This window comes from Novosphingobium sp. SG720 (assembly GCF_012275365.1).
Taxonomy (GTDB): domain Bacteria; phylum Pseudomonadota; class Alphaproteobacteria; order Sphingomonadales; family Sphingomonadaceae; genus Novosphingobium; species Novosphingobium rhizosphaerae.
Genome location: NZ_JAAZQN010000002.1, coordinates 274,542 through 289,660, shown reverse-complemented (window position 1 = coordinate 289,660; position 15,119 = coordinate 274,542). Strand labels below are relative to the sequence as shown.

11 protein-coding genes are annotated in these 15,119 nt (G+C 64.2%); 9 read left to right on the top strand and 2 right to left on the bottom strand.

From position 1 onward, the window contains the following. Positions 1–29 precede the first annotated feature (29 nt). Entirely contained in the window at positions 30–4,193 is a 4,164-nt protein-coding gene (gene rpoB, locus FHW94_RS10715) for a DNA-directed RNA polymerase subunit beta (RefSeq protein WP_168555815.1), read from the bottom strand. A 446-nt stretch (positions 4,194–4,639) separates the two neighbouring features. Here rpoB and FHW94_RS10710 point away from each other — a divergent pair, with 446 nt between their 5' ends. The 5 genes from FHW94_RS10710 to FHW94_RS10690 all read left to right on the top strand — a co-directional run bounded on the left by FHW94_RS10710 (position 4,640) and on the right by FHW94_RS10690 (position 9,402). Then, positions 4,640–5,845: a GGDEF domain-containing protein gene (locus tag FHW94_RS10710; RefSeq protein WP_168555814.1), complete on the top strand. Its 1,206-nt coding sequence runs from the start codon at positions 4,640–4,642 to the stop codon at positions 5,843–5,845. A 340-nt stretch (positions 5,846–6,185) separates the two neighbouring features. Then, complete coding sequence (gene rplJ / locus FHW94_RS10705; RefSeq protein ID WP_168555813.1) at positions 6,186–6,701, top strand: 50S ribosomal protein L10; 516 nt, start codon at positions 6,186–6,188, stop codon at positions 6,699–6,701. A 78-nt stretch (positions 6,702–6,779) separates the two neighbouring features. After that, on the top strand, positions 6,780–7,154 hold the full coding sequence (gene rplL / locus FHW94_RS10700) for a 50S ribosomal protein L7/L12 (protein ID WP_110763792.1): 375 nt from the start codon (positions 6,780–6,782) through the stop codon (positions 7,152–7,154). A 524-nt stretch (positions 7,155–7,678) separates the two neighbouring features. Beyond that, positions 7,679–8,755 carry a hypothetical protein gene (locus tag FHW94_RS10695; protein WP_168555812.1) on the top strand — a complete coding sequence of 359 codons (1,077 nt, stop codon included), beginning with the start codon at positions 7,679–7,681 and terminating at the stop codon, positions 8,753–8,755. 281 nt (positions 8,756–9,036) lie between these two features. Then, positions 9,037–9,402 carry a hypothetical protein gene (locus FHW94_RS10690; RefSeq protein WP_168555811.1) on the top strand — a complete coding sequence of 122 codons (366 nt, stop codon included), beginning with the start codon at positions 9,037–9,039 and terminating at the stop codon, positions 9,400–9,402. 17 nt (positions 9,403–9,419) lie between these two features. Here the strand turns inward: FHW94_RS10690 and FHW94_RS10685 are convergent, their stop codons facing one another. Beyond that, positions 9,420–9,866 carry a DUF5063 domain-containing protein gene (locus FHW94_RS10685; RefSeq protein WP_168555810.1) on the bottom strand — a complete coding sequence of 149 codons (447 nt, stop codon included), beginning with the start codon at positions 9,864–9,866 and terminating at the stop codon, positions 9,420–9,422. Between the two features lie 169 nt (positions 9,867–10,035). Between FHW94_RS10685 and FHW94_RS10680 the strand changes: the two genes are divergently transcribed. The 4 genes from FHW94_RS10680 to groL all read left to right on the top strand — a co-directional run bounded on the left by FHW94_RS10680 (position 10,036) and on the right by groL (position 15,003). Beyond that, entirely contained in the window at positions 10,036–11,370 is a 1,335-nt protein-coding gene (locus FHW94_RS10680) for a chloride channel protein (protein ID WP_246866062.1), read from the top strand. Positions 11,371–11,482: 112 nt separating this feature from the next. Continuing rightward, the gene (locus tag FHW94_RS10675) at positions 11,483–12,811 is read left to right on the top strand and encodes an MATE family efflux transporter (protein WP_168556090.1); all 1,329 of its coding nucleotides are present in this window, start codon (positions 11,483–11,485) and stop codon (positions 12,809–12,811) included. A 210-nt stretch (positions 12,812–13,021) separates the two neighbouring features. Next, positions 13,022–13,309, top strand: a complete 288-nt coding sequence (gene groES / locus FHW94_RS10670; RefSeq protein WP_110763794.1) for a co-chaperone GroES — start codon at positions 13,022–13,024, stop codon at positions 13,307–13,309. Between the two features lie 50 nt (positions 13,310–13,359). Next, positions 13,360–15,003 (top strand): chaperonin GroEL, encoded by a 1,644-nt coding sequence (groL, locus tag FHW94_RS10665; RefSeq protein WP_168555808.1) that lies wholly within the window; start codon positions 13,360–13,362, stop codon positions 15,001–15,003. The last annotated feature ends 116 nt before the right edge of the window (positions 15,004–15,119 follow it).

Here is a 15,119-nt window from a genome sequence, read left to right as displayed (position 1 = left end):
TGCAAACCCCGCCGCCGCGCCAAACCGGCTTATTCGGCTGCCTCGGCCAGGCCGTCCTCGTCGCCTTCGTCGTCGAGCGACGAGAGTTCGACGTTGAGACCCAGGCTGCGCATTTCCTTGACCAGCACGTTGAAGCTTTCGGGAATGCCGGCCTCGAACGTATCGTCACCCTTGACGATCGCTTCATAGACCTTGGTACGGCCGACAACGTCGTCGGACTTGACCGTGAGCATTTCCTGCAGCGTGTAGGCCGCGCCATAGGCCTGGAGCGCCCAGACCTCCATTTCCCCGAAGCGCTGGCCACCGAACTGGGCCTTGCCGCCCAGCGGCTGCTGGGTGACGAGGCTGTAGGGGCCGATCGAACGGGCGTGGATCTTGTCGTCCACCAGGTGGTGCAGCTTGAGCACGTACTTGCAGCCTACGGTGACCTTGCGGTCGAAGGCTTCGCCGGTGCGGCCGTCATACAGCGTCACCTGGCCGGATTCATCCAGCCCGGCCTTGCGCAGCATGGCGGTCACGTCGGCTTCCACGGCGCCGTCGAACACCGGCGATCCCATCGGCACGCCGTTGCGCACGTTCTGGGCCAGTTCGACGATTTCGCTGTCGCTGCGTGCCTTGATCTCTTCGACGTAGTTGTCGCCATAGATGTCGAGCAGCAGTTCGCGCACCGCTTCGGGCGGCTCACCGGCCTGCGGATCGGGATTGGCTTCGCGCCAGGCGTCAAGCGCCGCCCCGATCTTGTGGCCCAGGCCGCGCGCGGCCCAGCCCAGGTGGGTTTCGAAGATCTGCCCGACGTTCATGCGCGAAGGCACGCCCAGCGGGTTGAGCACGAAATCGACCGGGGTGCCGTCTTCCAGGAAGGGCATGTCTTCCTGGGGCAGGATGCGGCTGATGATGCCCTTGTTGCCATGGCGGCCGGCCATCTTGTCGCCCGGCTGCAGCTTGCGCTTCACCGCGACGAAGACCTTGACCATCTTGAGCACGCCCGGCGCCAGTTCGTCGCCGCGCTCCAGCTTTTCCTTGCGGTCCTCGAACTTCTCCTGGATCGCCTTGATCGCGGTGTCGTACTGGCCCTTGGTCGCTTCGAGCTGCTGCTGGCGCAGATCGTCGGCCACGGCGAACTTCCACCATTCGTGGCGTTCCACGTCGGCCAGGATCTGCTCGTCGATCTCGACGCCCTTCTTGATGCCCTTGGGCGCGGCGGTGGCCACCTGGCCCAGCAGCATGTCCTTGAGGCGGTTGAAGGTCGCACGGTTCAAAATCGCGCGCTCGTCTTCGCGGTCCTTGGCGAGGCGTTCGATTTCCTCGTTCTGGATGGCGCGGGTACGGTCGTCGATCTCGATGCCGTGGCGGTTGAACGTGCGCACGTCCACGATCGTGCCCGAAACGCCCGGCGGCAGGCGCAGCGAGGTATCGCGCACGTCAGACGCCTTCTCGCCGAAGATCGCGCGAAGCAGCTTTTCTTCCGGCGTCATCGGGGATTCGCCCTTGGGCGTGATCTTGCCGACGAGGATGTCACCGGGGTGCACTTCGGCGCCCACGTAGACGATGCCCGCTTCGTCGAGGTTGCGCAGCGCTTCCTCGCCGACGTTGGGAATGTCGCGGGTGATGTCTTCGGGCCCAAGCTTGGTGTCGCGGGCCATGACTTCGAACTCCTCGATGTGGATCGAGGTGAAGACGTCTTCCTTGACGATGCGCTCGCTGATCAGGATCGAGTCTTCGTAGTTGTAGCCGTTCCAGGGCATGAACGCGACGAGCACGTTGCGCCCGAGGGCCAGTTCGCCGAACTCGGTCGAGGGGCCGTCAGCCAGGATATCGCCCTTTTCGACGATATCGCCCACGCTCACCAGCGGGCGCTGGTTGATGCAGGTCGACTGGTTGGAGCGCTCGAACTTCTGCAGGGTGTAGATGTCCACGCCCGACTTGCCGGGTTCGACATCGCCGGTCACGCGGATCACGATACGCGTCGCGTCCACCTGGTCGACGATCCCGCCGCGCAGCGCGGCGATCGCGGCGCCCGAATCGCGCGCCACGGTTTCTTCCATGCCGGTGCCCACGAACGGCGCGTCGGCCTTGACCAGCGGCACCGCCTGGCGCTGCATGTTCGAGCCCATCAGCGCGCGGTTGGCGTCGTCGTTTTCCAGGAACGGAATGAGCGAGGCGGCCACCGAGACGAGCTGCTTGGGGCTGACGTCCATCAGCGTCACGGTTTCACGCGGCGCCATCACGAATTCGCCGTTCTGGCGGGCCGAAACCAGTTCTTCCACGAACGAGCCGTCGCCGGTGATTTCGGCCGAAGCCTGCGCCACCGTGTGCTTCTGCTCTTCCATGGCCGAAAGGTAGACCACTTCGGACGAAACCTTGCCGTCCAGCACCTTGCGGTACGGCGTTTCGATGAAGCCGTACTTGTTGACGCGGGCAAAGGTCGAGAGCGAGTTGATCAGGCCGATGTTCGGCCCTTCGGGCGTTTCGATCGGGCAGATGCGGCCATAGTGCGTGGGGTGAACGTCGCGCACTTCGAAGCCGGCGCGTTCGCGCGTCAGACCGCCCGGCCCGAGGGCCGAGACGCGGCGCTTGTGCGTCACTTCCGACAGCGGGTTGGTCTGGTCCATGAACTGCGACAGCTGCGACGAGCCGAAGAATTCACGCACCGCGGCCACCGCCGGCTTGGCGTTGATCAGATCGTTGGGCATCACGGTCGACACGTCGACCGAGCTCATGCGTTCCTTGACCGCGCGTTCCATGCGCAGCAGGCCGACGCGGTACTGGTTTTCCAGCAGCTCGCCCACCGAACGCACGCGACGGTTGCCGAGGTTGTCGATGTCGTCGACTTCGCCCTTGCCGTCCTTGAGGTTCACCAGTTCCTTGACCACGGCGAGGATGTCCTCGGTGCGCAGGGTGGTGATCGTGTCGGGGCAGTCCAGGCCCAGGCGCATGTTCAGCTTGACGCGGCCCACGGCCGAAAGGTCGTAGCGGTCGGCGTCGAAGAACAGGCCGTCGAACAGGGCTTCGGCGGTTTCGCGCGTCGGCGGTTCACCGGGGCGCATCACGCGATAGATGTCGGCCAGGGCGTGGTCGCGATCTTCGGCCTTGTCGGCCTTCATCGTGTTGCGGATCCACGGGCCGGTGCTGACGTGGTCGATGTCGAGCAGGTCGAGCTGGTCCACCCCGGCGCGGTCGAGCACGTCGAGGTTTTCCGGCGCCACTTCATCGCCGGCTTCGATCCAGATGCGGCCGGTCGCTTCGTCGATCAGGTCCTTGGCGGCATAGCGACCGAAGATTTCCTCGGTCGGGATCAGCAGCGACTGCAAGCCGTCCTTGGCCGCCTTGTTGGCAGCGCGGGGGCTGATCTTCTGGCCGGCCGGGAACACCACTTCGCCCGAGGCAGCATCGACGATGTCGAACGTGGGCTTGGCGCCGCGCCACTGGTCGAGCACGAAAGGCACCTTCCAGCCGCCTTCGGCGCGCACCCAGGTGACCTTGTTGTAGAAGTGGTCGAGGATCTGCTCGCCATTGAGGCCCAGGGCATAGAGCAGCGCGGTGACCGGCAGCTTGCGCTTGCGGTCGATACGCACGTTGACGATGTCCTTGGCGTCGAATTCGAAATCGAGCCACGAGCCGCGATAGGGAATGACGCGCGCGGCAAACAGGTACTTGCCCGAAGAGTGCGTCTTGCCGCGGTCATGGTCGAACAGCACGCCCGGCGAACGGTGCATCTGCGACACGATCACGCGCTCGGTGCCGTTGATGATGAAGGTGCCGTTGTCGGTCATGAGCGGGATATCGCCCATGTAGACGTCCTGCTCCTTGATATCGATGAGGCTCTTGGTCTCGGTTTCGGCGTCCACTTCGAACGTCGCGAGCTTGAGCGTCACCTTCATCGGCGCAGCATACGTGATGCCGCGCTGGCGGCATTCGTTCACGTCGTACTTGGGCGCTTCCAGCACATAGCCGTCGCGCTCCTTGATATCGAGGCTGGCCGTGCCGGCGAAATCCTGGATCGGGAACACCGAACGCAGCGTCTTTTCCAGGCCCGAGACATAGCCCGTGGCCGGATCGGAGCGCAGGAACTGCTCGTACGATTCGCGCTGAACCTCGATCAGGTTCGGCATCTGCACCACTTCGTGGATGTCGCCGAAGATCTTGCGGATGCGCTTCTTCAGGCCGGCGCGGGCTGGAGCCTTGGTTGCCATGGGAGGTTTATGCCTCTTTGCTAAGTCGGGCCGGTGCAGACCGGCGGAAATTCTGCCATGCGCGGCGATTGGCACGGCATGAACGCAAAAGAGGCCACGTTGCCCAGGGAACCCTTGTCCGGATACCCATGGCCCGCAGCCTTCGCGTCATGCCGATGCCCGCTGCCTCCTTCCGTGAACCTTCCCCCGCGCATGGGAAAGTCTTGCTCGAAGCAGCAGGTGTTGCATCGCCATATAGGCTTTGGCCCGGGCAAAGTCAAAGGGGCGCGCCACACTTGCGCCGCCTGCGCGCCGGCCAACTGTAATTAATTCTAAAGAACCCCCATTTTAGCGCTAAAATCATCGTTCGGGCAGGCCAGCCGTTTGCGTTCTGTTTACCCTGATCCCATAGGCAGGACGCGCGTGCAGCAAAGCCTGCGCAAGCCCCCCTCTCGCTTGCCGGATTCATGAACGACAGATTCGCCTTCATCTTGCCGGTCATGCAGGTTGCCTTCGGCGTTGCCGCCGTGCTGGCCGGCCGCTGGCGGGTGTCCAGCGCCGGCTGGTGGGCGGGCGGCTTTCTCTGCAGCGCCAGTGGCTTTGCCATGCCGGCACTGGCCCTGCTGATGCCGGTGGAAGGGCGCGCGATTGCCGCCACCGCCGTGTTTGCCGCGGCGTTCTTCTGTTTCGGCCAGGCCCTGTGCGAACATTTCGGCCTGCGCCGCAACCACATGGCGTTGCGCGCCGCGATTGCCGTGGGCAGCACGGCGGCGAGCGCCTGGGGTGTGGCTGCCGACAGCCTGCGCCTGCACCTGGTGGCGTCCGACGTGGGCTGCGCGCTGCTGCTGGCCGTGCCGCTGCTGCTTGCCCGCGGACGCACCCGGCGCAGCGGCGATCGCGCCCTGGTTGCGATGAGTTGGGTGGTGGTGACCGATTGCACGCTGCGCGTGATCGCCATTCGCTGGCTGGCCAGTGGCGGCATCGCCAATTTCCCCGTCACGGCCTATGCCTTCTGGTACCAGGTCACCGGCTCTCTCATCGGGGTGGCGTTCGCCATGGCGGCGCTCGCCTCGGTCATGATCGGCGTGCTCATGCGCTATCGCGACTGGGCGATCTGCGATCCGCTGACGGGGCTGCTCAACCGTCGCGGCTTTGACGAAGCGCTGGCCGGGCGCAGCAGCCACGAGCGCGCCGGCGCCGCGGTGATCGTGTGCGACATCGACCACTTCAAGGCCGTCAACGATCGCTTTGGCCACCACCGTGGCGACGAAGTGATCGCGCAGATGGCTGCCGCGGTCGATGCGCACCTGCCCGCCCGCGCCTTTGCCGCCCGCTTTGGCGGAGAGGAATTCGTGATCTACCTGCCCCAGGGCGCGCTCGGCAGTGGCGGCGCGGCCAATGCCGCCGCCGATCTGGCCGAATCGGTGCGGCGCGATTTTGCCCTGCGCGCACAACGCCTGCTTGGCCGCGATTTTCCGGTCACGGCCAGCTTTGGCGTCTCGGGCGTGGGCCTGGGCGAAACCACGCTCGATCCCGCGCTGCGCCGCGCCGACCAGGCGCTGTACCAGGCCAAGAGCGCGGGGCGGAACTGCTGCGTGGTCAAGGCCGCACCTGCCGCCACCGGTCCGGCCGCGCGCGCTGGTTATGCCGGAACCGCCACCGCCCCGGCATAACCGACGGCTTGGCCGCGCGCCGCGCCGTCCCGGCACGGCTTGACTCCCTGCCCGCATCTGCTAGGGGCCGCACCCGAACGACGGCTTTGCCTGTCGCTCATCCGTCCGAGACCGTCGGTGCCTGGCTGCCAGGCTTAATTTCCGACCTAGGCGGGGAAAAGAGATTTCACGGCCGCGCGCTCCGTTTTCGGATCGTGGCGCCCACCGCGGTGGCTTTGCCCCCCGCGCAACCTCCTTCCCTTGTCGAACGGACTCGCCCCAGGTCGCTTGCGGCCCGGGACAAACGTAGCCGGCTGCACGGGGGCTCGCCCCTCGCGCGGCCATTGTGAAGGAGTAAGGCATGGATCGTTCGCAAAAAGCCGAATCGGTCGCTTTCCTCAACGAGGTCTTCTCCGAGGCCGGCGCGGTGGTCGTCACCCGCAACCTCGGCATGACGGTGGCCCAGTCCACCGCCCTGCGCACGAAGATCCGCGAGGCCGGTGCGACCTACAAGGTTGCGAAGAACCGTCTTGCCAAGCTTGCCATCCAGGGCACCGATTACGAAGGCATTGGTGATTTCTTCACCGGGCCGACCGCCATCGCTGCCTCGGCTGATCCCGTCGCCGCCGCCAAGGTGATCGTCGAGTTCGCCAAGACCACCGACAAGATCGAAATCGTCGGTGGCGGGATGGGTTCGCAGGTTCTCAGCCCCGATGGTGTCAAGGCCCTGGCCACGATGCCCTCGCTCGATGAACTGCGTGCCAAGCTTATCGGTCTCGTCCAGGCTCCGGCCACGAAGATCGCCCAGCTCACCACCGCTCCGGCGGCGAAGCTGGCGCGCGTCTTCAACGCCTATGCCGAGAAGGACGCGGCCTGAGCCGGTTCAAACGACTTCTGCCCGAGCGTGCCGCACCGTGCGGCATCCGGGCGCCACATATTAACGGAGTGAAACATCATGGCCGATATCGCCAAGCTCGTTGAAGAACTGTCGCAGCTCACCGTTCTCGAAGCTGCCGACCTTGCCAAGGCTCTGGAAGAAGCATGGGGCGTGAGCGCCGCTGCTGCCGTGGCCGTGGCCGCTGCCCCCGCCGGTGAAGCAGCTCCCGCTGCTGAAGAAAAGACCGAATTCGACGTCATCCTGACCGGCGACGGCGGCAAGAAGATCCAGGTCATCAAGGAAGTCCGCGCGATCACCTCGCTCGGCCTGACCGAAGCCAAGGCCCTGGTCGAAGGCGCTCCCAAGGCCGTCAAGGAAGGCGTGTCGAAGGCTGAAGCCGAAGAAATCAAGAAGAAGATCGAAGAAGCCGGCGGCACCGTCGAAATCAAGTAATCTTCTTCGGGTTCTTCCCGACGAAAAAGAGAAAGGGCGGGCCGCAGGGCTCGCCCTTTTTCGTGGCAGCCACTGGTAGATGATCTCGCCGTCATAGCGGGGCCCCGGATCAAGTCCGGGGTCCAGCTTGATACCATGCACCAGGGCGTCGTGGCTGCGCAAACGGCAGCGTTCCACCGCTTCCAGCCCATTCCCTCGTCATTCCCGCGACGGCGGGAATCCAGTGACTGCTGCGCGAGAAGGACAGCCGCCCAGTTTTTGACGCCACCCCGCAACTGGATTCCCGCCTTCGCGGGAATGACGAAGTTCGAAATGACAAAGGCAACTTCCCCACCAATACCGGGCGCCACACTCGCTCCTGATTTATCCACGCCGTTTAGGTGGGGTGGACGGACTGGCGAGTCACGATTTCTCCGGCAGTCGGTATTTACCAGTCGGCTGATGAGTCCAGCAACCACGGCCTTGGTTTTCGCTGTACGAAGGGAATTTACAAAATCTAAATTACAACCTGGCATTTTTGGAAAATGGCTATTGCCCGTAATTTTACCATCATCACTTTGTCTGCGCTCGCCAGCAGCACATTATTGGCCGCTATAGCCATAGGAATTCATGGATCGGTAACGCTTGGACTGTTCCTAGGTGTGCTACCGGGCGTTGCTCTGCTCGTTGCTCCGACAGTGGCGCTGTGGCTATTGGCCTTTTTGGCGGTCTTTTTGCCTTCGGTCGGTTTGATGCGATTTTTCGCGGAAGATAAAACTGTCTCTATCCGCGCATTTATATTTACGTTGATGGTTTCAATCGCGGTGGCGGTAACCGGGCTCTGGCTACTGCCGCAATCGTCACGCTCCAGCGCCAACGAACGAATCGCACCCTATCTCAGCAACAACATCCAGCCTTCTGCCAAAATAGCGCTGGGCGGCAACGTAATGTTGGAAACAGAGAATTTCGACTGGATTTATGGCGGCTCTCAGGTTGTCAGCAACGCGCTTGAATGCAACGCGGACTGTCTTTGGCTACTGAGCGATGATCGCATTAAATCCGTTACAATAAATACGACTGGCCGTCAGCCGGCATTATCGCTCAAGGACACGCAGAATATCTCACGCCCGTTAAACCCAGGCGCGCGCACATATCGTTTGAACAAAAACGGAAAATGCAGTGGCAATGTGGTTCCGATCGCTTTCACGAGCGGCCGCCCAAGCATAATGCGTACAAGCGAACAATTTGATGCATGGATGGCCAATTTTCCTAAAAATTCTTGCCTAGAGCAATTTGATCCTTTGAGCGATTACGATTTCATGTTGCGTAGCGGAAGATGGCTTGACGGAAATGAAACCGATCCTTGGTCTCTTTCAGACAACGAAGTTCAAGGTACCTATAACGAAATCCGCAATCACGATGGCAGCCTGCTGATGGGCGAGTACCGCCCCACAACGCCGGGCCTTGCCGCACCGCTCGCAATCTATCCAGTGTCTGGCGGCGCTGAAGCCAAATTTGGCTGGGCCCGCACCACGTTTCCGATCGATCGCGACGAAGACTGGGACATTGCTGGTCACCAGGTCGGGGCGCTGTTCGCGTGGATCGCTCCGCCCCAAAGCTGAGCCCGTGGGCGAGACCGTGTGGCTGAGCTGGAACCCCAAGGCCCCGGTCATGCTGCTGGACTGATTGCGGTATTTGGGTCGCGATTATATAGAATTTTATATTTATACCAATGATATAGAGAAAAGTGTTTCACGCATTGGCGCTGAGGCGCAGAGATTGAAGAGCCTCTCAGCGCCAATGCGCGAGCGAAATATGTCGGCAATCGCCCAGACCCGGCCACTGCCAGTGGTTTAGCGTCTTCCCGATTGCAGACGTTCCGGTAGCTTGCCATGCTCGCGTGATGGACCGATCAAACCAGCTTGATCCTGCCGCCGCAGGCCGTGCGGCGAGGGCGGGATTTTCCGCAGCGTATATGTCGGACAGCAAATGGCGGAAGGCGTTCCGAGCGATTGCCGAAGCGGGTCTTGGCGTCCGCGAGATGCTGGTGAAGTTTATCGATGTCGATGAGCCGAGACGGATGCGATTTCCGCCAAGCCTTGCCTGCCCGCTGCCATATATGGACACAATAGAGTTCGGCCCAACGGAACTCCGGTCGATCGAGTGGCTAGAAGTGGGAGCCAACATCGAACCGCTGCTTGCGCCGCTTGGCAAGTTTCCGATCGAGAGGTTCGATCGCGGATCGAGGCTTGTTGGCTACGGCAACTGACGCTCACTTGTGGACATTCACCCAAAGCGGCGCATGATTGAGTGCAGATAGCTCCTCAACTGATGAAGATGGACGCCCCAATGGGTTTCGTAGCCAAAGCGAAAATCCCAAATGGCGTCGTTTATCGCGCCCTTCTCGATCAGCAAAAGAACGCCTGACAAATCTCGGGCAATGTCGGCAAGGTCGTCAATCGCATCGCCCAGAATAACCTCCTGATCCACTCCCTCCAAAGGATCGACAACCGCGTAGTGACCAAGTTCAGGGAATGACGCTAATGCGCGAATAGCGAATGGCTCGTAAGGAACTGATGCTGAAACGTCTAACGTATCAGGCTCCACATTCGGAGCACGATGATACTCGACCGGAAGAGCGTCGAGCACCTCACACAGTTTGGCGAGCCGGGAGGCTTCTTTTTCCGGCTTCTCGTTCAACAACGCCAAATATGCGTTGATTGCCGAGATCATTGTAGCTGTAGTTGAGTTTTGCATGAGTGAGTGTCGCGCATTGTTCCGCGAAGAGCAACGGCGGCTAACCACCCAATACCGGGCGCCGCACTCGCTCCTGATAGATCCACGCTGGCTAGCCCCCATTTTTCAGGCGAAATTCAGGTCCATGCGCGCTAGGCCCATGGCCATGCCCGCCCCCCGCCTCGAAAAACCGCTCGCCGCCGCCAGGAACCTGCAACCGCGCATGGCCGCGCTGGGCGGGGCGCTGGCGCTGGGCCTGGCCGCCATATTCTTCGCGCGCGCCGGGGAAGCCGCCCAGGCGCTGTTCACCCGCCTGGTCACCGCCTATCCGCTGGCACCGATCGTGCTGACCCCGGCGATTTTCGTGGGCGTGACCTGGCTCACCCGGCACCGCTGGCCCGCCGCGCGTGGCTCGGGCATTCCCCAGGTCATGGCCGCGGCCGAGGCGCCGCACCATCCCGCCATGGCGCCGCTGCTGTCGCTGCGCACCGCGCTGGCCAAAGTGGCCGGCACCCTGGCCATGCTGCTGGGCGGGGCATCGGTTGGCCGTGAAGGGCCCACCGTGCAATTGAGCGCGGCAATCATGGTCGCGGTGCATCGCTGGCTGCGCGTGCCGATCGGTGCCGGGGTGATCATCGCCGGGGGCGCGGCCGGGGTGGCGGCGGCGTTCAACACGCCGCTGGCCGGGGTCGCTTTCGCCATCGAGGAGCTGGCTTCCGCCTTTGAACAGCGCCTGGCGCTGCTGGTCATGCTGGCCGTGATGACCGCGGGCCTGGTCAGCCTGGGCTTGGCGGGCGACTATGTCTATTTCGGCGCGATGAGCCAGCATGTGCCGATCGTGCCCGCGCTGATCGCCGCGCTGGGCGCGGGCGTGGCCGGGGGCCTGGCCGGGGGGCTGTTTGCCCGCGTGCTCAGCCGCTTTGGCACCATCGACCACGGCTGGATCGGCGCCTTGCGCGCGCGTCCCGTGGCGCTGGCCGCCGGGCTTGGCCTGATCGTGGCGGTGGTGGGCGTGGCCACGCAGGGCCTGGGCCCTGGCGGGCCGGCTTCGGGTGGTTTGGCCTGGGGCACCGGCTATGGCACCACGCGGGGCCTGCTCTCGGGCGCCGATACGTCGCTGTGGTTCGGCCCGGCCAAGTTCGTGACTTCGCTTGCCACCGCGCTCAGCGGCGCGCCGGGCGGCATCTTTGCGCCCTCGCTCTCGGTCGGCGCCGGGCTGGGCCAGTGGGTGGGCCTGCTGTTTCCGCCCGAATATTCCGGCGCCGTCGCCATGCTGGGCATGATCGCCTACTTTGCCGGCGTCACCCGCGCGCCGCTCACCGCCGTGATCATCGTGATGGAAATGACCGCCGATCGCGCGATGATCCTGCCGCTGTTCGCCGCCGCCCTGGTGGCCGACCAGGTGAGTGCGCAAGTCTGTCCGGAAAAGCTCTATCACGCGCTCAGCCACGCCTTTCGCGCACCTGCGGGCGATGCCGGCTCGCCCCAAAAGGCGCACTGACTTTTCCTTTCCCCCGCGCCGCCCAGCCCCTATGGCCGGCGGCATGACCGCAGCCACGCTTCCCACTTCGCCCGATCTGGCCGGGCCCCATGCCGCCAGCGAATGGCGCGAGATGTTGCGCCTGGCAGCGCCGCTGGTGGGCGCAAACCTGTTGCAGATGGCGGTCTTTGCCGTAGACGTGCTGTTCGTGGCGCGCCTGGGGGCAGAGGCACTGGCGGCGTCTTCGCTGGCCGTTTCCATCTTCGGCCTGCTCATCTGGAGCCTGACCGGCCTGGTCGGCGCCACCTCGCCCCTGATCGCCGCCGAACTCGGCCGCCGCCGCCACGCCGTGCGCGAAGTGCGCCGCACCGTGCGGATGGGGGCCTGGGTGGGCCTGATCGCCGCGCTGGTGGCCATGGCGCTGTGCCAGCTGGGCGGGCCGCTGCTGCGCGCCACCGGGCAGAGCGAGGCGGTGGTGGTGCGCGCCGTGCCGTTCCTCACGGTCCTTTCGCTGGCCTGCGTGCCGGCGGTGCTCGCCTCGCTGCTGCGCACGGTGGTGTCCACCCTGGGACGGCCGGGCATCGGCACGGCGATCACCGCGCTGGCCGTGGCGGTCAACGCCACCGGCAACTGGATCTTCGTCTATGGCCACGCCGGCATGCCGGCGCTGGGCCTGATGGGCTCGGCCTGGTCCAGCGTGATCACCAGCAGCGCAATGCTCGCCGCCTATGCCATGGTGCTGCGGTTCGATCGGCGGCTGCACCGCTATCGCCTGCTGGGCCGGTGGTGGCGCGCGGAATGGCGCCGCTTTGCCGACGTGTGGAAGATCGGCCTGCCGATCTGCGCCACGATCGTGGCCGAAGCCGGCTTGTTCAACGGGGCCGCGCTGCTGATCGGGCGGATCGGCGAACTGCAGCTCGCGGCGCACACCGTCGCGCTGCAACTGGCCGGCATGACGTTCCAGGTGCCGTTCGGGCTGGGCCAGGCCGCCACGATCCGCGTGGGGCTGGCCTATGGCGCGCGCGACCATGCCGGGATCGCCCGCGCCGGGTGGACGGCCCTGGGCATGAGCGTGGGCTTCATGGCCACCACGGCCGCGCTGATGCTGGCGATGCCGCGCTTCTTTCTTGGCCTCTATATCGACGTGACCGATCCGGCCAATGCCGCGCTGGTGGGCTTTGCCCTGCAGTTCCTGGTGGTGGCGGCCGCGTTCCAGCTTTTCGATGGCGCCCAGGCCACCTGCGGCGCGGTGCTGCGCGGCCTGCAGGATACCCGCGTGCCGATGACCATCGCCATCTTCGGCTATTGGGTGCCGGGCCTGTTCACCGCGATCGGCCTGGGGCTCTATACGCCGCTCGGCGGCATGGGCGTGTGGCTGGGGCTGCTGGCCGGGCTGGTCTGCGTGGCGGCGCTGCTGCTGTGGCGCTGGCACAACCGGGCAAGGCTGGGCCTGCTGCCGTGATCGGCGCCTGATCGCGCGCCGATCACGGCAGGGCGCTTGTCCCGCCATGGCACCGTCCCGGCGCGCCAAGGCCCCATCCATTCATTTTGGCGAAAAGAATCTGTGCCACGACGCTTGACGCTCCTCCGGCATCCACCCATATGCGGGCCGCTGGCACTCTTGACCTAAGAGTGCCAGCGCAGATTTTCTGATTGGAAGAGGGAGCAACCCATGACTTTCCGTCCGCTGCACGACCGCGTGCTGGTGCGCCGCGTCGAAGCCGAGGAAAAGACCGCCGGCGGGATCATCATCCCCGACAGCGCCAAGGAAAAGCCCGCCGAGGGCGAAATCGTTGCCGTTGGTACGGGCGCCCGCGCCGAGAACGGCACGATCACCCCGCTCGACGTCAAGGTGGGCGATCGCGTGCTGTTCGGCAAGTGGTCGGGCACCGAAGTGAAGGTGTCGGGCGAAGACCTGCTGATCATGAAGGAATCGGACATCCTCGGCGTGATCGGCTGATCCACCGGATTTCCTGATTTTCTACCCTTAGAATTCAAAGGAACAGAGCAATGGCTGCCAAGGACGTACGCTTTTCGCGCGACGCGCGCGAACGCATCCTCAAGGGCGTCGACATTCTCGCCGACGCCGTGAAGGTCACGCTGGGCCCCAAGGGCCGCAACGTCGTGATCGACAAGAGCTTCGGCGCGCCGCGCATCACCAAGGACGGTGTTTCGGTCGCCAAGGAAATCGAACTCAAGGACAAGTTCGAGAACATGGGCGCCCAGATGCTGCGCGAAGTGGCATCGAAGGCCAACGACAAGGCCGGTGACGGCACCACCACCGCCACCGTGCTGGCCCAGGCCATCGTGCGCGAAGGCATGAAGTCGGTTGCCGCCGGCATCAACCCGATGGATCTCAAGCGCGGCATCGACATCGCCGTGACCAAGGTCGTCGAAAACCTCAAGGCCCGCTCCACCCCGGTGGCCGGCTCGGCCGAAATCGCCCAGGTCGGCATCATCTCGGCCAACGGTGACGTGGAAGTCGGCGAAAAGATCGCCGAAGCCATGGAAAAGGTCGGCAAGGAAGGCGTGATCACCGTGGAAGAGGCCAAGGGCCTCGAATTCGAACTCGATGTCGTCGAAGGCATGCAGTTCGACCGCGGCTACCTGTCGCCCTACTTCATCACCAATCCCGAAAAGATGGTGGTGGAACTCGAAAACCCCTACATCCTGATCCACGAGAAGAAGCTCTCGTCACTGCAGTCGCTGCTGCCGATCCTGGAAGCCGTGGTGCAGTCGGGCCGTCCGCTGCTGATCATCGCCGAAGACATCGAAGGCGAAGCGCTGGCCACCCTGGTGGTCAACAAGCTGCGCGGTGGCCTCAAGATCGCCGCCGTCAAGGCGCCGGGCTTCGGTGACCGTCGCAAGGCCATGCTGGGCGACATTGCCACGCTGACCGCCGGCGAAATGATCTCGGAAGACCTCGGCATCAAGCTCGAGAGCGTCACGCTCGGCATGCTCGGCCAGGCCAAGAAGGTCACCATCGACAAGGACAACACCACGATCGTCGACGGCGCTGGCGCTGCCGAAGACATCAAGGCCCGTGTCGAGCAGATCCGTGCGCAGATCGAAGTCACCACTTCGGACTACGACCGCGAAAAGCTGCAGGAACGCCTGGCCAAGCTGGCTGGCGGCGTGGCCGTGATCAAGGTTGGCGGTGCCACCGAAGTCGAAGTCAAGGAACGCAAGGACCGCGTTGACGACGCCCTCCACGCCACCCGCGCTGCGGTGGAAGAAGGCATCGTGACCGGCGGCGGCACGGCTCTGCTCTATGCCACCCGCGCTCTCGAAGGCCTCACCGGTGCCAACGAAGACCAGACCCGCGGCATCGACATCGTCCGCAAGGCGATCACCGCCCCGGTCAAGCAGATCGCTGAAAACGCCGGCAACGACGGCGCCGTCGTGGCGGGCAAGCTGCTCGACCAGACCGACGAAGGCATCGGCTTCAACGCCGCTACCGAAGTCTATGAAAACCTGAAGGCTGCCGGCGTGATCGACCCCACCAAGGTCGTGCGCACCGCGCTCCAGGATGCGGCCTCGGTCGCCGGCCTGCTGATCACCACCGAAGCGGCGATCAGCGAACGTCCGGAAGACAAGCCTGCCCCGGCCGGCATGCCCGGCGGCATGGGCGGCATGGGCGGCATGGACTTCTAAGTCCAAGCCCAAGGCTGACAAAATGGAAGGGCCGCCCGGGAAACCGGGCGGCCCTTTCCTGTTCCTGAAAGCCACAAAAAAGCCCCCTCCTCTTCAGAGGAGGGGGTTGGGGGTGG